Origin of the sequence: Photorhabdus viridis, from assembly GCF_040256935.1 — a bacterium.
GTDB lineage: Bacteria > Pseudomonadota > Gammaproteobacteria > Enterobacterales > Enterobacteriaceae > Photorhabdus > Photorhabdus viridis.
This window is the reverse complement of sequence record NZ_JBEJZY010000050.1, coordinates 1-22,516: the sequence shown is the minus strand read 5'-3', so window position 1 is coordinate 22,516 and position 22,516 is coordinate 1. Positions and strand designations below refer to the sequence as shown.

The window sequence follows — 22,516 nt, the reverse complement described above, 5'->3', positions numbered from 1 at the left end:
ACAACTAACCAAAATAGGTTATACTGATAACGGCGTTGGATTAACTGGTTTACACTATAGCCTCCATCTGGATATGGCTGTCAGACGCTATGCTAGTCCGGATAAAAAAGAGCATCGTAGATAAAACAAGATCGAAAATTGATGCACCGGTCACATTTTCACACTTCATGAAACCGATTACATGAAACAAATAACATATCTCACATTCCATTCGAAACAAATTCATTATCTTAAGGTAATAACCTATACAAAACTGGAGCTTAAATAAAATGGCATATCTAATCCGGTACTAAAATAGTGTAACAATCGTAGCAATACGATGACTTCTGATGATTGGGTAGCTCACCATAGAACGAATTACTGTCTTTGTTCATTACTGGAATATTTTTTTATTTATATTTTTTAAGGTCACATATGAGTCAAATTACCCCTCAGTTAACAAATATGTGGGATAAAAGTCATGAATCATGGTTTGTAAAAGATAAAGAATTCCGTTTTATGTATGCAAATCCAGTGTTTATTAAAGTAAACAAATTACCTGAAAATTTTAATGTTATAGGATACACTGATAAAGAATTACCTACACTGTTTAATAATTTTGCTCACCTTTTTGAAGAACATGACCGTAAGGTTTTACAGTCTATGCAGAAAGTATCATCTATTGGGACTTATCTGCCGGACAATGGTCAAAAACTTAAATCCTATTCTTGTGACAAATACCCGTTAATGGATGAAAATAATCAATGCATGGGGATAATTGGTCACACTAAAACCATAACCCATTTTTCGCTATACAATTACATTAAAAATGACTCATCTAACTCTGTTATACTCAGCCCCCCTAATAATATATTGACGGCGAAAGAGTGGATAATAATTTTTTTATTCTGCCGTGGCGTCAGCAATAAGCTTATCGCCAATGAAATTAAGATTTCATGCCGTAGCTTAGAAAAATATTTTAAAATCATCTATGATAAATTATCAATTGGATCAATGATTGAATTGAGGTCATTTTGCAAAGAGAATAATTATGATCTCTATATTCCGCCCAAATACTCTCAAGCTATAGGCCATTTTTTGCTATAAAAGATGATGCCTGCGCCCCTATACACCCTGTCATTTAATCGGCTTTCCCTGATTTAGTGGCAGGGAGAATGGGCAACTTTCAATACATGCCAATTATAAATAAACCATTCATACAAGATTATTCAAATAAGTCCGATTCATATTATTCGCTTACAATGAGGTACATAAATCCTTTCATGATAATCTGAATAAATTAGGCTATGATCCCCCGTTTCACATTTGTCATTGATTACATATACCCAATAGATTTCAAGTTGCAGCGCGGCGGCAAGTGAACGCAGCCAACAAAGCAACAACTTGAAAGATGAAGGGTATAAACTGCTGAGGAAAGGAATATGGCTACAATGAAAGATGTAGCACATCAAGCGGGAGTATCCGTGGCTACTGTAAGCCGGGTCATCAACAACACAGCTTACGTCGAACCAGGTACCCGTGAACGTGTAGAGAAAGCAATGCGTGAATTCAACTATCACCGAAATTCTGCTGCGCTTGCCCTGGCAAAAAGATGCGGGGATATGTTGGGTTTACTCACCGGTAACCTGGCTGATCCTTTTTTTTCCCGTTTAGCGCGTGGAGTTGAAGAAATTGCCCGAAAAAAAGGGGTAAAACTGATGGTTTGTAGTGGCGGGCATCAGGCTGAACTTGAGAAATCCGCCTTAGATTTTTTAATCAATCAAGGGTGCGAAGCGATAGTGGCCCATACCACTCGAATGAGCGATACAGACATATTACGTTATGCAGCACACACGCCAGCATTAGTGATTGTTAATCGATATTTGCCTGCCATCGCCAACCGGTGCATCTGGTTAGATAATGTTAGCGCTTCGCAGGCGGCTACTCACTATCTTATCCAAAATGGTCATCGAAAAATCGCCTGTATAACGACAGACCTGCCTATTGATGATAGAAAACTCCGCCTAGAGGGATATTATTCTGCAATGACTCATGCGGGTATCACCGTACCTGGCAATTGGGTTATCAGCGCGCCATTTGACGAAAAAGGAGGAGAGCTGGCAGCAGAAAAGCTCTTAGGCAGCGGCATCAACTTTACTGCCGCAGTGACATTCAACGATGTTATGGCGGCCGGCGTGATGCGAGCCCTGCATCAACGGAAAATCAACTTACCGGAACAACTGTCAATTGTTGGATTTGATGATATTGTCCCGGCGCGATATCTCTATCCCTCTTTAACGACTGTACACTACCCGATAGAAAGGATGGCACGGCGGGCGGCTAATCTGGCGTTACAGCTCAATGCCCAGGAAGAACCCACCCCACAAATGAACATGTTCTCAGCCGAACTCGTAATCAGAGATTCTGTTTTTTCCATAGAGTAAACACATACAAAACAAGCATAAAAAACGATACACAGATCGCATTTTCACACTTCATGAAACCGGTTACATGGACAAGTCACATCTCTCACATTTCATTCGAAAAAAATTTATTATTCTTTCTCAATAACATATCCGAAACAGGGATTTTAAATGGATGACAAAAAAAAGCTTAATCTGGGACTCGCTATGCTACCGATCGTAGCAATGCTCCTACTTCTGATCATTGGCTATGGTCAACTGGGACTGCGCATTGAGTCCTTATTACTCATATCAGCAGGAATAGCGGCGGCCTTAGCGTATTGGCAAGGCTACCGCTGGAATGACATTATTGATTCCATTGTGGCAAAGCTAGCCAAAGCAATGCCGGTGATCATGATATTGATTTGCGTAGGGGGACTAATCGGAACCTGGATGATCAGCGGAACCATACCTTATATGGTTTACTGGGGATTAAAACTGATTAGCCCGCAATATATACTTATTGCCGCCTTCTTTATCACGAGCGTTATCTCAGTCTGCACCGGTACATCGTGGGGTGCAGCCGGAACGGCGGGTGTTGCTCTAATGGGGGTAGCGGCAGGCCTTGATGTGCCTCTGGCCGCCGCCGCAGGTGCGGTTGTTTCAGGTGCATATTTCGGCGATAAAATTTCACCTTTATCTGATTCAACTAATTTCGCCGCCATCGTCGCCGACACCGACCTTTACAGCCATATCCAACACCTGATGTATACCACTATCCCAAGCTTTATTTTAGCGGCGACTGTCTATCTTATCGCTGGTCATACAAGCTCAGTAGGTAGCGTCGCAACACCTGAAAAAGTCACAGACATCATTCAATCTCTTGAAAGCCTTTATCACTTCAATTTATTACTGATTTTGCCGCCGGTACTGGTTTTATGGGGCGCAATAACAAAACGTCCGGTGATACCCGTTATGCTGGCTGCATGTGCATTGGCTATTGCGATCGGCATCGGTCTTCAGGGATTTACACTTAAGCAGGGCCTTAATGCGTTGATAGATGGCTTCAATCTCTCAATGTTCTCTGACCAGGGACACAACATCGCCGGGATCGTTAGCGATATCCCACGTTTGCTCAATCGCGGCGGCATGTTCTCAATGATGAGCACCATCCTGCTGGTATTTTGTGCATTCTCGTTTGCCGGCATTTTGGCGCTCACTGGCGCCCTGACCACCATCATTAATCATCTTCTACAAACGGTTCACACAACCGGACAACTTATCGCGACAACCGTAGCCACAACCATTCTTGTGACCGGCGCCACCTGTGACGGAAAACTGGCTCTTCTCATCCCGGCAGAGCTCTTCAAAGGGGCCTATCGCCGCTTGGGCCTGGATAATAAAAACCTGTCACGGACAATAGAAGATGCCTGTACCGTCATTGAGCCGCTCATCCCATGGACTGCTGCGGGTATTTACATGGCAACGACTCTGGGTGTCAGTACGCTTGAACTGCTGCCCTGGGCTATCCAGTGCTACGCCGCCATCTTTTTTGCACTCATTTATGGCTTTACTGGTTTCGGTATTGCAAGAGTTGCACCGGAACATTCTCTGAAGAATAAGGAAAGCCGACATGAAACCGCATAATTTCAATCAAATAATTGATCGCCGCAATACAGGCTCTGTTAAGTGGGATTTTTTGGATCGTTACCTGCAATTGAACCAAACTGATCTTCTGCCGATGTGGATTTCCGATTTCGATTTCCAGTGTCCGGAAGAAATCCGGCAAGCACTACACACCCGAGTCAACCACGGCATTTTCGGTTATAGCGAACGCGACGATAACTATTACCAGGCAGCAATAGACTGGTTTTCAAAACGCCACCAATTGACCTTATGCCGGGATTGGTTCACTTCAATAGAAGGTGTCATACCCGGGCTGACTTTGCTAATCCAGATGCTCAGTAAACCGGGTGAAGGCGTCGTGGTACAAGGGCCCTATTATGGCTCATTCGCCAAAATCATCACCATGAACGACAGGGTAGTTGTTGAAAACCCGCTACTTGAAAGTCCTGAAGGTTATCAAATTGACTATGGTCATTTAGAACAAGTGTTGGAGCAACACAGACCGCCTTTGCTCCTGTTATGCAACCCACACAATCCTACTGGCCGGTGCTGGAATCACGACGAATTGACCCGATTATTGACGCTCTGTAAAAAGTACGGTGCAACGGTAATTTCTGATGAAATTTGGGCTGATTTAATTTTACCTGGGAAAACATTCACCTCAGTACTGCATCTGGGGAACGAATGGCATAGCAACGTCATTGCCGCGACATCAGCAAGTAAAACATTTGGACTCTCATCACTTCGAATATCGAACTTTCTCATTCCCGATCCCGGCCTTCGGTGCGCCTTTAATGATCGATTAAACGCCCACGGATTAGATGTATTTAACTCGCTATCGATGACTGCGGCCACAGCAGCATATCAACATGGAAGCCTATGGCTTGATGAGCTACAAAATCACCTGGCTGAAAACCGCCGCTGGTTGGAGCAAGCTATAGCGCATACTATCCCTTGGTGCCAAATGACCAAAGCCGAAGGCACCTACCTGGCTTGGTTGGATTGCCGCGCTTTAGGTCTAGATGATGATGCCCTCCAGGCGGCCTTGCTACAGAAAGCGAAAATAGCCGTTTCAATGGGACGGAATTTTGGCGATAGGGGAAAAGGATTTATCCGGATAAATTTGGGTTGCCCTCGTCAGTATCTTGAGAAGGCGATCACCGGTTTAATTCAGTTAACACCGTAAAATAAAAATACAATATTATACCAGTACCCAATAATAGCGAAGAGTCGGATAAGTGTAGCATGTTACCAAATCGCACTTAATCCGATTGTATTCTTTATTTAAAGAGAAATAAATTTTCATCCTTATAAAACACCACCGAACTTTATTCAATATGTTTAGAAAATCTGCCTATAAAAATCATGCCTGATGTACAAAGGGAATTTTCATTTATTAAAAACTCTGCTCGTACCTCAGACATTAAACTCCCTTCTCATTAACTTTGTTATGAGAAGTTCAAGTAAATTTCTACGAATAATAATTTACTTAAAATATCTGCTTGGCCATATTTCAGATGGCTCACAATTCAAAATGGTAGCAATAATCCGCTCCCCCTTGGGCCATGGACGGTGTAAAACATTTGATAAAGTAGATGATGCAAGCCCTGCTTCTCTTGAAACTGCCGCCAACGATGTTCCTCGTTTTTTGAGCGCCGCAATAATATCAGCTTTATGCCAGTCGTGTCTTTCGATCATTCCTGTTTCCTTCCTCAGTTTGGTTATACAAGGTACTATGCTCATATCCGTTTCCTATTATCAGGCCAATGTTTTTATGTTGTTACAGCTTTTCCCCTGGGTCCGCACTGGGTGCGGAATACTAAAAAAATAGCTGTGCTAAGACATCAAACCCCGCAAAGCACAGCAAATTCTCCGATATAGAAAGAGAGATGATTGTTGTTTTAAATGTTACATCTAATTACAGAAGTCTAGTTATTCTGAAAAAAGTTGAAATCGTATTAAATACTTCAATCAACCTTTTAATGTAATCCTCTAATTGAGTAACATGGCTCATGCTGAGTTAGCAAAACCAATTGGCGTACAAAGTGAAGTTATATTGCAAAACTTATATTAGCCTCACTACTAAGTATTTACTACTTATTTAAACAAGAATAATTGTTGCAAGCCATTCGTTTAGATGAACAATAAACCCAAACAGCATGTAAAACCTGAAATATACACTTAATACAAGAGGGGTTATTTGCTTATCTCACTCTTCGGATCACATGAAAAATATGTTCAGAAACTATCGTTTTTTCAGAACACGGTCAAGAATTGCTCTTTATTACAAAGAAGAGCAAATAAAACAGTTTAGTAAAATGGCTATCAAGCATTAGGACAAATAACTATTTATCCATTGACAACTAAAGAGGTTACAGATAACTTCGGACACAATCTGCACTTATTTACTATTGATAACACACACTTTATCGCTAGAAAACACCAGATATCAGGTGCAACAACGAGCATAGCAACAGACCCGAGCCATTTCTTCAACAAACCATAAAACAATTTTCTCATAAAATAATAAATATAGTTATATTTCCATTAACTTAAAATCACATGGTTGAATAGTAAAAAATCAATTAATAAATATACGATTTTTGACGAAAAAGTTATTATCTTCTATTATATAACTGCCCACTTGAAGTGTAATCGGCAAACAAAAGTTTCAAATAACAATTTAAATAAAGATTTAGGAGCTGTTATGTCAAACACAAGAAAAAACCCCTGTAACATCACATCACAATTAACTCAAATGTGGGATAGAAGTAATGATCCCTGGGGAGCTAAAGATCTGCAATCAAGATTTATTTACGCGAATTCTGCTTTTTATCAACTGCTTAACCTGCCTGAAGATTTCGATATTATAGGGCTTTCTATCAATGAATTACCCTCACCTATCGCCGAATGCGCAGACGAATTCCACCGTCAGGATCAAAAAGCCATTCAAACTATGCAACGGGTCACAACACTGGAAACCCATCTGCTTGGAGAACATGAAGTTAAACAAACCTATCTTTGTGACAAATATCCCCTTTGTGATGAAGATGGTGATTGCATGGGGATCTTTTTCCATATGTACAAACCCCAGGATTTTGCTGTTTCTTACTATTATGAAAAAGCATCTCCGTCAACCCTGCAATTTATCCCACCTAACAACATACTGACGCAAACCGAATGGGAAGTTCTTTTTCTGACGCTGCATTCTCAAGATGAGGAGAGCATCAGTAAAGAATTAACGATCAGCACAGAAGATGTTATTAATCATATTCAGTCTATTTATCAAAAATTTAATTTACTACCTCATATGGAATTAGAGGATTTCTGCAAGAAAAATAATTACCACCTTTACGTTCCTGAGAGATTTTTCACTATTGGCAGCAGGGAATTATAAATTAAAACCACTGGCTATTAACTACACAATAGGGCTTGGTCATGAACAAAACCAATAAGCTAATTATCTCACCTCAAGTCATTAATACAATGCAGCAAAGTAATGAGCCCTGGGGGATAAAAGATCAGAACTCATGCTGGATTTATGGCAATGAGTCAGTTAAGTATCTTCAAAATCTACCAGACTCATTTGATTATGAAGGATGTTTTGATGATGAGCTCCCTTGGGCTGGCGCAGAATTTGCAAAAGAACATGTAAATCATGATAAAAGCACAATGACAAAAGGGCAAAGGGTATGTTCACTTGAAACACATAAGTATAGAAATGATAAATTTCTGTCATCTTATTTTTGTGAAAAATACCCACTATATAATGATGAAAAAGAATGCATAGGAACTCTTTTTCATGCATGGAAAGCCATGGATTTCTCATTAACCCGTTTTTATCATGGTAAACTCCCAAGCTCTATTCTGTTCCAACCTCCGACTGATTTATTTACTCAACGGGAATGGGATATTATCTTCCTCGCATTACAAAAGTATACCAGTAAACAAATGGGCCGGTTGTTAGATATCTCCTATCGTACGGTTGAAACCCATATGGCTCGGATATATAAAAAAATTGGCATTAATTCCTATTATCAATTGGAGGAATATTGTCGCTTCAATAATTATGATCTCTATGTGCCAGAAAGATTTGTGCGCCCAGAAAGCAGCATGTTTCTTTAAGTCCAAATTATAAAGGCGTTTTTATGAAGAAGAACTATGCGATATCACCCCAGATTATCAACACAACGGAAATAAGTCATGATCCGTGGGGAAAAAAAGATAGTTCTTCATGCTTTATTTACGGTAATTATGTAACAGAAAAATTTATTCATAATATATTATCAATAAGAAGTCACAAATTTAAACCACTAACCATCAACTGTACAATAGGATTTAATCATGAGTAAAACTAGTAATCTAATTATTTCACCTCAAGTGATTAATACCATGCAGCAAAGTAATGAGCCTTGGGGGATCAAAGATAGGAATTCATGCTGGATTTTTGGTAATTCAGGGATGAAAACTCTTCAGAATCTTCCAAATTTATTTGATTATGAAGGCTTTTATGATGACGAGCTCCCCTGGGACGGGGCTGATTTTACACAAGAATACGTTACTCACGATAAAAGTGTAATGGAAAAAGAAAAAAGAATATGCTCACTTGAGACGCATATATATGGGAAAGATACATTTCTATCATCTTATTTTTCCGAGAAATATCCGCTATATAATGATGAAGGTGAATGTGTCGGAATCATTATACATGGCTGGAAAGCTCAAGATTTCTCATTAACCCGTCTATTTCATGGTAAACTTCCAGCATCTATTCTGTTCCAACCACCGACTGATTTATTTACTCAACGGGAATGGGATGTTATTTTCCTCTCCTTGCAAAAGTATACCAGTAAGCAAATGGGCAAAATGTTGAATATCTCCTATCGTACGGTTGAAACCCATATGGCACGGATATACAGAAAAATTGGCGTTAATTCCTGTTATCAGCTGGAAGATTATTGTCGCTCTAATGATTATGATCTCTATGTGCCAGAAAGGTTTGTGCACCCAGAAAGCCGAATGTTTTTTTAAATCAAAAATTATAAAGGAATTTTTATGAAGAAGAACTATGCAATATCACCTCAGATTATCAACACAACGGAAATAAGTAATGAACCGTGGGGAGTAAAAGATAGTTCTTCGTATTTTATTTACGGTAACTCTGCAACAAAGAAATTTAAACGATTACTTATTAACTATGCAATATAGGGCTTAACTATGAACAAACTCAATAAGCTGATTATCTCACCTCAAATTATCAACACAATGGAATTAAGCAATGAACCATGGGGAATAAAAGATAGTTCTTCATGTTTTATTTATGGTAATCCTGTAACAAAAAAATTTATTCATAATGTTAAGGGATCATTTAATTACGAAGGGCTCTATGACCATGAGCTTCCCTGGGATGGTGCTGAATTTGCAAAAGAATTCATTAATCAAGATAAAAAAGTGATAAAAAACGAGGAAAGAATATGTTCGCTTGAAACACATATATATGGAAAAGAACAAATATTGTCATCTTATTTCTGTGAAAAAATGCCTTTTTATCATGAAGATGGTAACTGCATCGGAATTATGTATCATGGTTGGGAAGCCAAAGAATATTCATTGTTCCACCTATATCAATATTATAATGAGTTACCTGCATCTATTATATTTCAACCGCCAACGGACCTTTTTACTCAACGTGAGTGGGATATTATTTTTTTCTTTCTACAGAAATACACCAGAAAACAGATTGGACAGAGATTAAATATTGCTTATCGTACTATTGAAAAATATATAACTAAGATATATAGCAAGACAGGTATTAACTCCAGTCAACAATTGGAAGAATACTGTCTGGCGAATAATTTTCATCATTATGTACCAGAAAGATTTTTATTATTCTAAAGGCAATAAAACTTAGAATCTATCCTAGCTGGCATAATTACTGTGGAGCCTTCTTGCAATAGTGAACATGGACAGTGAGCAGAAACCGGAACGTACACGTAGTATGTAAAGAATGATTCGCTTCGTTTACCTTTTTGGCCATCTTAAAAATGTGTTAAAAATTCTCGTTTTTTCATAACACTGTCCAGACTTGCTATTTAATTACAAATTAGCGTAAATAAAACAGCTTAGTAAAACAGCCATTAATCATTAGAAAAAATAATAATTTATCGATTAACAACAAAGCGGATACTGATTATTTCTAGTATAGTCTGCAATTATTTATTATTGATAATACATATTTCCCAGTCAGAAGATGACCAATATCAAATGCAACAACAAGCACAGCAACGGCCAAAACCATTTCGTTAACAAACAATTAAAACAATTTTCGTATAAAACAATATACATGGTTATATTAATTCCTATTAAAAATCGCATCATTAAATAGTAAAAAATAAATTAATAAATATACGTTTTTTGACGATAAAGTTATTATCCTTTATTATAGAGAAGCGCATTTGAAGCATAATAGGCAAATAAAAACTTCAGATGATAATTTAAAAAAAATTCAGGAGTTACTATGTCAAATATAAGAAAAAATCCCAGCGATATCACACCACAATTAACTCAAACGTGGAAGAGAAGTGATACCCTTTAGGGAACCAGAGCTCTGCAATTAAGATTTATTGATTCTTGTCAAAGATTCAATCTTCTGAAAATTTCTTATTACAGGATTTAATCATGAGTAAAACCAGTAAGCTAATTATTTCACCTCAAGTGATCAATACCATGCAGCAAAATAATGAACCTTGGGGAATAAAAGATCAAAATTCATACTGGATTTATGGCAACCAAGAATTTAAACATATTCAAAATCTTCCAAATTCATTTGATTATAAAAGATTTTTTGACGACGAAATTCCTTGGGATAGCGTTGAGCTTGCAAAAGAATTCAGAAATCATGATAAAAGTGTCATGACTAAAGGGCAAAGAATATGTTCACTTGAAACACACAGGTATGGAAAAGATAAATTTCTGGCATTTCATTTTTGTGAAAAATATCCAATACATAACGATAGAAAAGAGTGTACAAGCGTTATTTTTCATGAATGGGCAGTTCAAGATTTCTCATTAACCCGTCTATACCATAGCAAACTCCCAGCATCTATTATTTTCCAACCACTGACTGATTTGTTTACCCGACCGGGATGTGATATTATTTTCCCCTTATTAAAAAAACATACCGGTAAACAAATGGTCCGAATATTAAATATCACCTATCATACTGTTGAAACCCATATGGCACAAATATATAAAGAAATTGGCATTAATTCCTGTTATCAATTGGAAGAATATTGTCTCCTTAATAATTATGATCTCTATGTGCCAGAGAAATTTTCACAGGAAGAAAGAAGAATGTTTATTTAAAATTACCACGGAGTTTCTATGAAAAACTATACGATATCACCTCAGATTATCAACACAATGGAAATAAGTAATGAACCGTGGGGAGTCAAAGATGAAAACTCATGCTTTCTTTATGGTAATCAGGCATTTAAAAACATCCAAAACCTTTCTTACTCATTTGATTACGAAGGGCTTTTTGATGATGAAATCCCTTGGGATGGTGCTGAGTTTGCAAAAGAATTCATTGCCCATGATAAAAATGTAATGACAAAAAAAGGAAGAATATGTTCACTTGAAACACATGTATACGGGAAAGGAAAAATCCTATCATCTTATTTCCAAGAAAAGCTCCCATTATACAATGACGAAAACGAATGTATCGGAATCCTTTTCCATGCATGGGAAGCTAAAGAATATTCATTAACCCAATTACATCAATATCATAAAAACTTACCATCATCCATTATACTCCAACCACCAACAGATCTTTTTACCCAACAGGAGTGGAATATCATTTTCTTCTTTCTACAAAAATACACCAGAAAACAGATTGGACAGAGATTGAACATCGCTTATCGTACCGTTGGAGCATATATATCGCGGATATATAGCAAGATAGGTATTAATTCCAGTAAACAGTTGGAAGAATATTGTCTGGCGAATAATTTTCATCATTATGTACCAGAAAAATTCTTATTGACTTAAAAATATTATTATCAAACTATTCAGGTAATTTTCAATTACTGATAATGACTGCGGCAGCCTTAATTGATTAATAAGGCTACCGCTGAAACAATATATTGATCCCATTTTGGCAAAAGGGATCAAATGGCATTTTACGGTGCATCGGGTAAAAACTGCCAGCGCCACACATGCAACCTAAACTTACTTCCACAATCCAGACAACAGATATTTGGATTATCCGGAGTGGTGACCACCCCCACGATATCCAAATTCGCAGACTGACAATGAATGCAACAAACCCCCTGCCTTCCAGGCTTAAATCCTGACATATAGCGGGGGTACGGTGTAATAGGCTGATCACCCAGCTCATCAAACAGCGGTTGTAGCCGTTTACGATAGTAGTTAAATACCTCCAATTTTCGGAGTTTACCTATTACCAGTGCATTCGCAGGCCGCCACTGTGTCCACAACATGACCAATACAGAATACAGGCGATAGTAATATTTCTCCTGCAACCGATAAAATATCGAGCCGGCACTGGCAGAAAACGTCTTATCACAGGCCCGGCAATAATATTCATCATGGTGATGCACCCTAACGTAAGCTGTCAAACGCCGGTTCCCACACCAAGGACATTCATAGACTCCACCCAGGGACGGATTTTGTTCATCCAGACGATCAGCCAGCGCCCGCAGTACCGGCTCTCTTTGCCAGACACATCTTAAATGCTGGTATTGTGCTTGCGTGGTATGCGCAAATAACCGCTGGAACCAATCAGGCACCGGCACCTCATCATCCTGTGTTTTCTCGGCAAACGGATCAATCCCCTTAGGAATTTCCGGGTAGATCACAAATTGATGCTGGCACACTTCACAGTGAACCATTGGATTGCCCGCAGGCATCTCTTCAACGTAGCTTAACTGTGATGATCGGCATGCCGGGCAATGTATTCCTTGCTGGCCCGGCATGAAGCCCAGCAAATAACGGGGATTCGGTGTCGCCGAGCGTTTACCAATCAGCATCAGAACCGGCTTTAGCCGCTGGCAGTAACGTCTCCAAGATTTCTTATAATAACAACCACTTACCCACATTGCTTCTTCAATACGCCAGCAGCCCCAAAGCGTTACCAGGACAGCGTATAAACGGGCCTGCTGATTACTATCAAGTTGATGAAATGGTGTACCGGCATAGTAAGAGTGGTGATGCCGACAGAGGCGGCAATAGTACTCCTGATGTGTAGACTCCATCGGTCTCATGGACCTGATTTCATGACAACCGCTGGGAATGCAACAGATTTCCTCCGGTGGATGATATTTATCGAGTTCAGCAGCCAATTCACGCAGCACCGGTTCACGCTGCCAGATTTGGCATACAGTGGCATACTCTTCTGCCCCCAAATGAGAGAAAGCTTGCGGATACCAGGCAGGCAGCGGCAAAGCATTAGTCACAATATTATTCATAATAAAAATAGATTCCTTATAGTTCACTGAGTTAATTAAAAGAAATGACGGAAGATCCAACCGCAATGTTTTCACCTGCCGATGAAAAATGGATTAGTTCATTGAATTAATCAGAATGCTTTTTCGCACTCATTAGCCACATCACCTAAAAAATAATGCCAAATATATCGCTATCCGAAATCGCCCGGTCTTTTACGAAAGGTTTTCGTTATTACATCCCAAAACATAATCAGCTCATCTTCGATATATGGCGTTGAAGGTAACTGGTAATTCATTGACATAATACCAACACAGACTTTTTCTTCATCTACCACCATATCATTGATAATAAAATCAAATCGATACCGAGGATTACTATCAAAAGGTTGTAGACCTACGACTAATAACTCTTCCCCATGAATACCGTTTATTTCTCTTTCCCCCTTTCTTATTACCCTGCCACAATTAACGAACCAATCCCTTTCAGCTTCACCAATACGTTCAATTAAATAACCTTCTTTAAGGTCATTAATTATTTCAATACCGAATGTGAAATGATCATCCTCATTTCCCCGATAGACAAAAGTCATATTCACTTTCTCATCATCATTATCATGACTGTCAATAAAACCATCAGGGATACAGATTCCTGCCACTGTTGGGATTTCTCTATCCTTTCTGCCACTGATTCTAGAAATAAGCCTTTGCATTTTGTCCAAAGTTTGAGAAAGCATTTTATATTGACGTTCTTCCATCCCAGATTTTATATAAAGTTTTTTTGAATAACGGTATTTATCATCTGAGATTTCTATAAATTTCATCTCTATGATAAAAGCCACACCATTATCATATAAATGGGCTTCTAACACTCGGATAAAGCCGGGTTCACTGACATTATTATTTCTGTCAAAAATAACACCGTATAAGTTCCCCTGGAGATGATGAACCTTTTTTAAAAAAGGCAGATCTTTCGGATCGTTAGTCTTGGTCACCCTTAATTTCTGTTCCCTTATTTGTATCCGCTGTTCAAATGCTGACAAATTCAAGCGCTTGGTTTCTATTCTTGCATCACCAATGAATATCCCAGTATTGATGATATTTTCAAATGCTAAGGGAATATCAATCAGATAACGCCCAACACAACGAGTTTGCATATTTGCTAATATTTCAGTTTTCATTTTCTTCTCCTTTTTGGATTAAAATAAGGGTAATAAAGGGCAGGAAAATATCACTGCCACAAGATATAAATAATCACGATAGCCAATAAAATAAGTAAGGTATTTCTTATTCAATCTCACGCCATATCAACGCCATTCCATTAGAGGACAGTATCTCTTCATTTCTCAGGTCCCCCTCGCGGGGTCGGTTCCAGCATCTTTCCTGCCCAACGCGCTTTAAGCTTCTCTTTGCCGATTTGCACTCGCCGCGCTTCAATAAACTGTCTCTGCTGACTCGTCACCTCGCCCACATGATGGGTGAACGCCTTCGTCTGCGCCGCGTCCGGTAACAGGGGGATCCGTTCTCGGGTGGATAAATCGTGGGCGCTCACGTCCAGCGGAGTGAAGTGAGCTTCGTTGATGGCATCCGCCGCCATGTTGCCGACTTTTTTCCGTTTGAAGATAAACAAGACACTGCCAACTGGTGACGCGGCCCCGACCACATTGCCGGCCACCGTCAAAAGCGACAGGGGTTTATTACACATTTTGCCGAAGTAAATCACCCGGTAACGGAAATAACCGCCCTCCGGTTCACGCGTATCCAGCGTAGAGTACATAAACCAGGCGCGGGAATCATGCACCTGATTGTCATATAGGGCCACCAGTAATGACGTCGAGAATTCTGGCTGACCCGCTTTTCCCGCCGGAGCCGTCAGGAAAAGCGGTTTGACCAACGCCGCTCCCGCCGCTTTCATTTGCTGATATTCCTTGTCCTCATCATCACTGTTCAACAGATAAAGGGCATTGCCCAGAATGTTATCGACAACAAATTGCTTCACAGTGTGTATCTCCCGCCGGTCTCCCCGGTAGTCACGGCTAAATTCCGCGGCCGCTTCCCGCAACTGATTCTGGGCAGTTTCCGGGTCAAAATCTGGCACACCCGGGACCAACACCGGGGGTTCTCCCCGCCCACCGCTGGACGCAAAAGCCGTCCGCTGGGCTTTCCGTTGCTTTAACACCGCCTGCTGCTTTTCTTCCTGCGCCTGCTGACTTTGCGCATAGTGGGCTTTTTTCGCATCACGGTTGGGGGCTTCATGGAAAAACGGCGCACTGAGCAGCGTACCACCGGCGTAACGGTTGATACGCCAGGCGGTCAGCCAGTCCATCTGGTTTTTCATGGCCTGCTCCAGCGCCACAGTTGACCGTACCGGTTCAAAGCGGGCAGCGTCCTCTTCCGATAGAGGGTGTTTGGGCATCTCCAGGCCCAGGGTGACGTGACGCCAGGCGTTGAAGCGGTTGACAAGTTCAAGAGCAGCTTCAAATTCTTTCTGGATATCAGCGGGCATCGCTCTCCACAATTGAGATTGCAAACCATTGGGTAATACTGACGGAGGGACTTTAAGCGGTGCTCCGGATTGAAAAGCTGCCGCGTACATCTCATGTAAGGCAATCTGCGACAACAGTAATCCGTCTGTTTTACCTATCGATTTACCCTGATCTCCCGGTGGATAACCCCCGCCTAAATCGGAATGCACCCCGGGATAAATCACTTCGGTACTGCCTGTCGGGTAAGTACCATCGGAACGGCGAATGGAATCCATCGGGAAACTCAGCCGCTGTTCATGGGTCGAGACCAGATGCACACAGCGTTTCACCAGACCACCGTAAATCGCCTCCGCTGGCAGCTCTTGCGTGCCGTCAGCCCAGGCCATATGGCCTTCAACCACCGGAACCACATGGCTCACCCCGACCGACGCCACCGTGTCAAACAGCCCGAGAAACTCCACACTGATGGGCAGGTTACCATCCGGGTCGGTTTCGTTTTTCGCTTGCAAACACTGTGACGGTTTCAGGTTATCTCCCCTGGGTGGCGGCAACAGTTCGGCCAGCCAGTTGACAAAGGCCCGCGCCTCCGCGGCCCCGCGGGAGAAACCATACACATACAACTTCATCCCCAGCAGTTTGGATTTGCCCCGTCCCGGCTGGCTGCGGGCTATGACCAGCTCACGTTTTAAGCGGGCAAACTGCTTATAAAACTCGCCATAACGGTTATGCGCCCCCCCCAAGCCCAGCGTGTGCCATGTGGTGGCCATTGCCTCAAGGGATTTTTGGCAAGCAGTATCATCAATTTTGTCGTTTGCTAATACGCGCTTTAATACATCAATCAGCCGCAGCAACGCCCAGTTGATCCGGTCTTCGCCCCGGTCAGCGGCGGCCAGTCCCAATGTACTGTAATCCAGATCATTAATTTCCGGGAAGGGGGTACCCACACCGGGAATATAATATTTAAAGTACTTTCCGCCAGTGCTGTCGACATCGTCCAGCAGCGGTTTACCCGCCGCACCACCGGCATAACCGGCCCCAATCGTCGTCTGGAAAAGACGGGCAATATTGGTCGGGTGGTTAGGAACGGCCTGATAAAGGTCGTTATATAAATTATTGCCGGTCCCATCAAAAAACAGGCTGACATGCAGGGTCTTACAGCAGGGCGGCACCACCCGACGATCCGCTGCCAGACACAATTCCTGATGGTAGGCTCTTTCATCACTGGTCTGACGGTGACAATTTTGCCCGACCAGATAGCTTTTGGCCGGCAACCGTCCCTGAGCCGGGAAGGGACCTGGCAACCAGACAGCATCGTTATGATTTATTTCGGACATACTTTGGGCTCCTTCATTTTTAAAGGTTCTTTAATTGGATAATTGGGACTGTTATAGGTGTTACAGGAGGTGGTGACTTTGACCTGATCACAGGGTAAAAAATGCACCGTAATGCCGCAGGTGCGCTGCCCGGTATAATCGGGCACCGGCACTACCCGGCTATGTTGGCGTTTCTGAGAGTCGATTTTTTCCCTCCATGCTAAATATTTCTCCCAATTTTCATATCCGGGAAAATCATAGGAATAAGCTACTCCAGTCTCCCAATCCACCCGGACCGCCATACCCGGTTTCCATTTCGCTGGCACGCTATAGCAGCAGCCACCCCCTCCACCCTGGTACGGCCCGATAATATCGATACCGGGATTACCATCCACACTGAACCGATTAATCGCCCATTTAGTATGATTAATGGCCTCAATGGTTCCCGCCTGCGCCGGAAACTGGCTGCAAACAACCAGTAACAGACACAAAACCACCAGCCTAAGCTGTTGTTTTTTCATCTTCGACTCCTTCACATCGGGGATAATCTGGACTTGAGATGCCTGTATGCATTACTTCGGACATACTTTCGGCTCCTTCATTTTTAAAGGTTCTTTAATTGGATAATTGGGACTGTTATAGGTGTTGCAGGAGGTGGTGACTTTGATCTGATTGCAAGGCAAGAAGTGCACCGTAATGCCGCAAGTGCGCTGCCCGGTATAATTAGGCACCGGCACTACCCGGCTATGTTGGCGCTTCTGAGAATCGATTTTTGCCCGCCATACCAAATATTCATTCCATTTGTCGAAACCAGGAAACCCTTCCGTAGTTCCCACTCCGGTTTCCCAATCCACCCGGACCGTCATACCAGGCTGCCACTTCTCCGGGGCCCGGTAGCAGCAACCACCCCCACCGCCCTGATACGGCCCGATGCTATCGATACCGGGATTACCATCCACACTGAACCGATTAATCGCCCATTTGGTATGATTAATGGCCTCAATGGTTCCCGCCTGCGCCGGAAACTGGCTGCAAACAACCAGTAACAGACACAAAACCGCCAGCCTAAGCTGTTGTTTTTTCATCTTCGACTCCTTCACATCGGGGATAATCTGGACTTGAGATGCCTGTATGCATTACTTCGGACATACTTTCGGCTCCTTCATTTTTAAAGGTTCTTTAATTGGATAATTGGGACTGTTATAGGTGCTACAGGAGGTGGTAACTTTGACCTGATCACAGGGTAAAAAATGCACCGTAATGCCGCAGGTGCGCTGCCCGGTATAATCGGGCACCGGCACTACCCGGCTATGTTGGCGCTTCTGGGCATTAATTTTTCTATCCCATTCCAAATACTTCTCCCAATTTTCATACCCGGGAAAATCGTCGGAGAAAGCCACTCCGGTTTCCCAATCCACCCGGACCGTCATACCAGGCTGCCACTTCTCCGGAGCCCGGTAGCAGCAACCCCCACCACCGCCCTGATACGGCCCGATGCTATCGATACCGGGATTACCATCCACACTGAACCGATTAATCGCCCATTTGGTATGATTAATGGCCTCAATGGTTCCCGCCTGCGCCGGAAACTGGCTGCAAGCAACCAATAACAGACACAAAACCGCCAGCCTAAGCTGTTGTTTTTTCATCTTTGACTCCTTCACATCGGTGATAATCTGGACTTGAGATGCCTGTATGCATTACTTCGGACATACTTTCGGCTCCTTCATTTTTAAAGGTTCTTTTATTGGGTAGTTCGGACTACCGTAGGCGTCACAAGAGGTCGTGACTTTAATCTGATCACAAGGCAAGAAGTGCACCGTAATGCCGCAGGTATCACCGCCATTCTGATAATAGGGCACTGGCACTACCCGGCTATGTTGGCGTGTATAAGCATCCATTTTTTTCTTCCATGCCATAAATTTTTCTCTGTCCGCAAATCCTGGAAACCCTTTTGTTCCCCCGACACCAGTCTCCCAATCCACCCGGACCGTCATTCCTGGTTTCCATTTCGCTGGCACGCTATAGCAGCAACCACCCCCTCCACCCTGGTACGGTCCGATAATATCGATACCCGGCGTATCATCCACACTGAACCGGTTAATCGCCCATTTGGTATGATTAATGGCGATAATCACGCCCGCCTGCGCCGGAAACTGGCTGCAAACAACCAGTAACAGACACAAAACCGCCAGCCTAAGCTGTTGTTTTTTCATCTTCGACTCCTTCATATCGGTGATAATCTGGACTTGAAATGCCTGTATGCATTACTTCGGACATACTTTCGGCTCCTTCATTTCTAAAGGTTCTTTTATCGGGTAGTTTGGGCTACCGTAGGCGTCACAAGAGGTCGTGACTTTAATCTGATCACAAGGCAAAAAGTGCACCGTAATGCCGCAGGTATCACCGCCATTCTGATAAGAGGGTACCGGTACTACTCGGCTATGTTGGCGTGTATAGGCATCCATTTTTTTTACCCATGATAAATATTTTTCATAATCTGCATATCCAGGAAAACCTTTCATGCTTGCCTCACCAGTCTCCCAATCCACCCGGACCGTCATACCCGGTTTCCATTTCGCTGGCACGCTATAGCAGCAGCCACCCCCTCCACCCTGGTACGGCCCGATAATATCGATACCCGGTGTATCATCCACACTGAACCGGTTAATCGCCCATTTGGTATGATTAATGGCGATAATCACGCCCGCCTGCGCCGGAAACTGGCTGCAAACAACCAGTAACAGACACAAAACCGCCAGCCTAAGCTGTTGTTTTTTCATCTTCGACTCCTTCACATGGGGGATAATCTGGACTTGAAATGCCTGTATGCATTACTTCGGACATACTTTCGGCTCCTTCATTTTTAAAGGTTCTTTAATTGGGTAGTTCGGACTACCGTAGGCGTCACAAGAGGTCGTGACTTTAATCTGATCACAAGGCAAAAAGTGCACCGTAATGCCGCAGGTACGCTACCCAGTATAATCAGGTACGGGGTAGATAAAGTGTTCGGTATCTTTTGCAATCGCTGGCAAGCGACGGTATTCAAGACCAAACGGAACTCAAACCAAATAAAGATCCAAGAGTCAGTCAGAATAAATCTGCTACACATAGGGTTGTACGTTGTGCAAGGTGTAACACTATTTTTGGAATGTTATTTAATCGCATGGACTGTTAATGAATCATCACATCCTCTTAATGGGTGCATATATAAATCAAGTCTTTTTTTATCAAATAGCACAATAAGTTAAAGGCCAAATAAATATAATTTCTGTAAAAACAAAAAAATAAATACACTACTTTAATAAAATATAAATAAAATTACATTTATTTACATAAAAAGAATTTATTTATCATAACAAAATAGCCAGACTCGCCATCTTTAATACAATAGCGCAGTCAGCCCATAATTAAATTATTTATTTTAATTTAAATCAATTGGTTACAATTAAAATAAAATAAACAACCTCACTTTACATCCCGCTACCTAAATAGATAAAAAATAATGATTCTCATTCATGATATGCGAATGAGAATATCTTCAGTGATAGCCAAAAACAGACAGCAATATTCTTACCACCACCAATCAAGCCTAATCCTTCTCGCAAAAAAACACGACTTATTAAACAGGAATATTATTACGATATATGTCACCCCGGTGAGTGACAGAAACCCATTTAATATTTTCATGATTTTCCGGTGATAATGGTCAGCAAACCCGTCATTAATCCTCATTAATGAGGAAATATCTGCCCCTCAGTCTGCGATAAGATGACACGAAGACGAGGGATCTCAGGAATAGGCCCGCTCATAACGATGACTCAACTTGGTTATGAGGCATTGAACTCAATAATGGGATTAATACCGTACCCCTCTAGCGGACAATGAATGAGATCCCCTACCAAAGCGGCCTGTTTACCGTCAAAATACATTGTTGAAGAAGCGGTGATCACTTTTCCACCTCGATCAGTGGCATCACCTAAACAAACAATACCAGACATTGTGATATCCTCTATTGATTATCGAAATAACCCTAAATAAATTATCAGGCATCTGTAAATAATATTTTATACCGAGATACCTCGTTATTGATTTTAATAACTCCATACCTTTAACCATTGAATTAAATAATAAATAAGCGGTCCACTCAGTAGCACCGCAACAGGGATTAAAAACAGCATATGTTTGTATTTTTTTCGCTTAACACATTGAACCACCCGATAAATGATATAACCATCAATAATCATTATGACCGGCCAGACATAATAGAAAACAAGAAAAAAACAGACTAATACCGTCCCCAAAAAATCAAACTTAATCACTTTGAACCCCCATGAATACATTATTAAAAAACTCAGATTCCCACGAAGAGAATAGCCACAGTTACCAATAAAATCAGTAAACGCTTTTTTATTTAACTTTCACCGCTTGAACCATTTTGACAATTGAACATGAAATACCTATTGGTATATTAGTTCCCTTTATCCACCCTGCTTATGTTAACCCCGACATCCCGATAAGGGGATTAATTTAACGCGTATTTTTATCGCTCGCCGAAAGCACCCGGTCTTTTACGAAAGCTCTTCGTTACTGCATCCCAAAATGCCACCAGTTCATTTTCACTATACGGTGTTGGCGATTCCCGGTCATTACTCAAACTAATACTAACATAAGGGTTTTTATAATCTCCTACCGTTTCATTAGCAACTAATTCGAACATATATTGAGGGATCTTAGTATCAGGTTCCGATAACATTCCTTCCGAACCTGTTGTTAAAAACTCTTCACCGTGAGTACCGTTCATTTCCCTTTTTCCTTTCTTTATTGTCTTGGCATGCATGGCTAATAATATCCCTTCCATTCCACCAATACGATCTAATAAATTACTTTCTTCTTTAATATCATTAAATATTTCAACCCTAAATTTGAAATGATCATTTCCATTCCCTCGATAAACAAAAGTTATATTTTCCATCTCATAACGACTACCAGCAATAAATCCATCAGGGATACAGGTTCCTGCCACTGTCGGAATTTCTGTATCCTTTCTGCCGCTGATTCTAGATAATAACTCTTTCATTTTCACCAGAGTTCTAACTGTGGTATTCAATTCACTTTCGCTAACTTGTGCTTTGATAAAGTCTTCCCTATCATCAGCATATTTAGTATCAGACAGATCCAACATTTCCATTACAATTTTAAATGCGACACCATTATTATACAAATGTGCTTCCAGTACTCTCCCA

General features: G+C 41.4%; 21 protein-coding genes and 1 pseudogene. 10 read left to right on the top strand and 12 right to left on the bottom strand.

What is annotated here, in order from left to right; translation table 11 throughout:
* Nucleotides 1–414 precede the first annotated feature (414 nt).
* From ABR397_RS18675 to ABR397_RS18660, 4 genes are all read left to right on the top strand, one after another.
* Nucleotides 415–1,086, top strand: coding sequence for a helix-turn-helix transcriptional regulator (locus ABR397_RS18675; protein WP_350307050.1), 672 nt, complete (start codon nt 415–417; stop codon nt 1,084–1,086).
* A 335-nt stretch (nt 1,087–1,421) separates the two neighbouring features.
* The gene (locus tag ABR397_RS18670) at nt 1,422–2,423 is read left to right on the top strand and encodes a LacI family DNA-binding transcriptional regulator (RefSeq protein ID WP_350307049.1); all 1,002 of its coding nucleotides are present in this window, start codon (nt 1,422–1,424) and stop codon (nt 2,421–2,423) included.
* 150 nt (nt 2,424–2,573) lie between these two features.
* Nucleotides 2,574–4,028: a Na+/H+ antiporter NhaC gene (nhaC, locus tag ABR397_RS18665; RefSeq protein ID WP_350307048.1), complete on the top strand. Its 1,455-nt coding sequence runs from the start codon at nt 2,574–2,576 to the stop codon at nt 4,026–4,028.
* Nucleotides 4,015–5,193, top strand: coding sequence for a MalY/PatB family protein (locus ABR397_RS18660; RefSeq protein WP_350307047.1), 1,179 nt, complete (start codon nt 4,015–4,017; stop codon nt 5,191–5,193). The genes nhaC and ABR397_RS18660 overlap by 14 nt, the downstream gene beginning before the upstream one ends.
* A gap of 299 nt (nt 5,194–5,492) precedes the next feature.
* Here ABR397_RS18660 and ABR397_RS18655 read toward each other — a convergent pair whose 3' ends face one another.
* Nucleotides 5,493–5,705, bottom strand: a complete 213-nt coding sequence (locus ABR397_RS18655) for a helix-turn-helix domain-containing protein (RefSeq protein WP_021326462.1) — start codon at nt 5,703–5,705, stop codon at nt 5,493–5,495.
* 1,009 nt (nt 5,706–6,714) lie between these two features.
* Here ABR397_RS18655 and ABR397_RS18650 point away from each other — a divergent pair.
* The 6 genes from ABR397_RS18650 to ABR397_RS18615 all read left to right on the top strand — a co-directional run bounded on the left by ABR397_RS18650 (nt 6,715) and on the right by ABR397_RS18615 (nt 12,056).
* On the top strand, nt 6,715–7,404 hold the full coding sequence (locus ABR397_RS18650) for a PAS domain-containing protein (RefSeq protein WP_350307046.1): 690 nt from the start codon (nt 6,715–6,717) through the stop codon (nt 7,402–7,404).
* Nucleotides 7,405–7,445: 41 nt separating this feature from the next.
* A complete protein-coding gene (locus ABR397_RS18645) occupies nt 7,446–8,132 on the top strand; it encodes a helix-turn-helix transcriptional regulator (protein WP_350307045.1) in 687 nt (228 codons plus the stop codon).
* Nucleotides 8,133–8,351: 219 nt separating this feature from the next.
* The gene (locus ABR397_RS18635) at nt 8,352–9,038 is read left to right on the top strand and encodes a LuxR C-terminal-related transcriptional regulator (protein WP_350307044.1); all 687 of its coding nucleotides are present in this window, start codon (nt 8,352–8,354) and stop codon (nt 9,036–9,038) included.
* Nucleotides 9,039–9,224: 186 nt separating this feature from the next.
* Nucleotides 9,225–9,902, top strand: coding sequence for a LuxR C-terminal-related transcriptional regulator (locus ABR397_RS18625; RefSeq protein WP_350307043.1), 678 nt, complete (start codon nt 9,225–9,227; stop codon nt 9,900–9,902).
* A gap of 783 nt (nt 9,903–10,685) precedes the next feature.
* Nucleotides 10,686–11,372, top strand: coding sequence for a helix-turn-helix transcriptional regulator (locus ABR397_RS18620; protein WP_350307042.1), 687 nt, complete (start codon nt 10,686–10,688; stop codon nt 11,370–11,372).
* Between the two features lie 18 nt (nt 11,373–11,390).
* Nucleotides 11,391–12,056, top strand: coding sequence for a LuxR C-terminal-related transcriptional regulator (locus tag ABR397_RS18615; protein ID WP_350307041.1), 666 nt, complete (start codon nt 11,391–11,393; stop codon nt 12,054–12,056).
* A gap of 131 nt (nt 12,057–12,187) precedes the next feature.
* Here the strand turns inward: ABR397_RS18615 and ABR397_RS18610 are convergent, their stop codons facing one another.
* The 11 genes and pseudogenes from ABR397_RS18610 to ABR397_RS18560 form a co-directional block, all read right to left on the bottom strand.
* The gene (locus tag ABR397_RS18610; RefSeq protein WP_350307040.1) at nt 12,188–13,495 is read right to left on the bottom strand and encodes a hypothetical protein; all 1,308 of its coding nucleotides are present in this window, start codon (nt 13,493–13,495) and stop codon (nt 12,188–12,190) included.
* A gap of 170 nt (nt 13,496–13,665) precedes the next feature.
* Nucleotides 13,666–14,652, bottom strand: coding sequence for a T6SS immunity protein Tli4 family protein (locus tag ABR397_RS18605; RefSeq protein WP_350307039.1), 987 nt, complete (start codon nt 14,650–14,652; stop codon nt 13,666–13,668).
* Nucleotides 14,653–14,810: 158 nt separating this feature from the next.
* Nucleotides 14,811–17,291, bottom strand: a complete 2,481-nt coding sequence (locus ABR397_RS18600; protein WP_350307038.1) for a T6SS phospholipase effector Tle1-like catalytic domain-containing protein — start codon at nt 17,289–17,291, stop codon at nt 14,811–14,813.
* On the bottom strand, nt 17,279–17,791 hold the full coding sequence (locus tag ABR397_RS18595; protein ID WP_350307037.1) for a DUF3304 domain-containing protein: 513 nt from the start codon (nt 17,789–17,791) through the stop codon (nt 17,279–17,281). The genes ABR397_RS18600 and ABR397_RS18595 overlap by 13 nt, the downstream gene beginning before the upstream one ends.
* A 51-nt stretch (nt 17,792–17,842) precedes the next feature.
* On the bottom strand, nt 17,843–18,355 hold the full coding sequence (locus ABR397_RS18590; protein ID WP_350307036.1) for a DUF3304 domain-containing protein: 513 nt from the start codon (nt 18,353–18,355) through the stop codon (nt 17,843–17,845).
* A 51-nt stretch (nt 18,356–18,406) separates the two neighbouring features.
* Nucleotides 18,407–18,919 carry a DUF3304 domain-containing protein gene (locus tag ABR397_RS18585; RefSeq protein WP_350307035.1) on the bottom strand — a complete coding sequence of 171 codons (513 nt, stop codon included), beginning with the start codon at nt 18,917–18,919 and terminating at the stop codon, nt 18,407–18,409.
* A 51-nt stretch (nt 18,920–18,970) separates the two neighbouring features.
* Nucleotides 18,971–19,486 (bottom strand): DUF3304 domain-containing protein, encoded by a 516-nt coding sequence (locus ABR397_RS18580; protein ID WP_350307034.1) that lies wholly within the window; start codon nt 19,484–19,486, stop codon nt 18,971–18,973.
* A 51-nt stretch (nt 19,487–19,537) separates the two neighbouring features.
* Complete coding sequence (locus ABR397_RS18575; RefSeq protein WP_350307033.1) at nt 19,538–20,053, bottom strand: DUF3304 domain-containing protein; 516 nt, start codon at nt 20,051–20,053, stop codon at nt 19,538–19,540.
* 51 nt (nt 20,054–20,104) lie between these two features.
* Nucleotides 20,105–20,266, bottom strand: a pseudogene (locus tag ABR397_RS18570) (DUF3304 domain-containing protein); the annotation flags it as partial.
* 834 nt (nt 20,267–21,100) lie between these two features.
* Complete coding sequence (locus ABR397_RS18565) at nt 21,101–21,271, bottom strand: PAAR domain-containing protein (RefSeq protein ID WP_350307032.1); 171 nt, start codon at nt 21,269–21,271, stop codon at nt 21,101–21,103.
* 542 nt (nt 21,272–21,813) lie between these two features.
* The coding region (locus ABR397_RS18560; protein WP_350307031.1) for a T6SS immunity protein Tli4 family protein at nt 21,814–22,516 on the bottom strand (703 nt) is incomplete at its 5' end.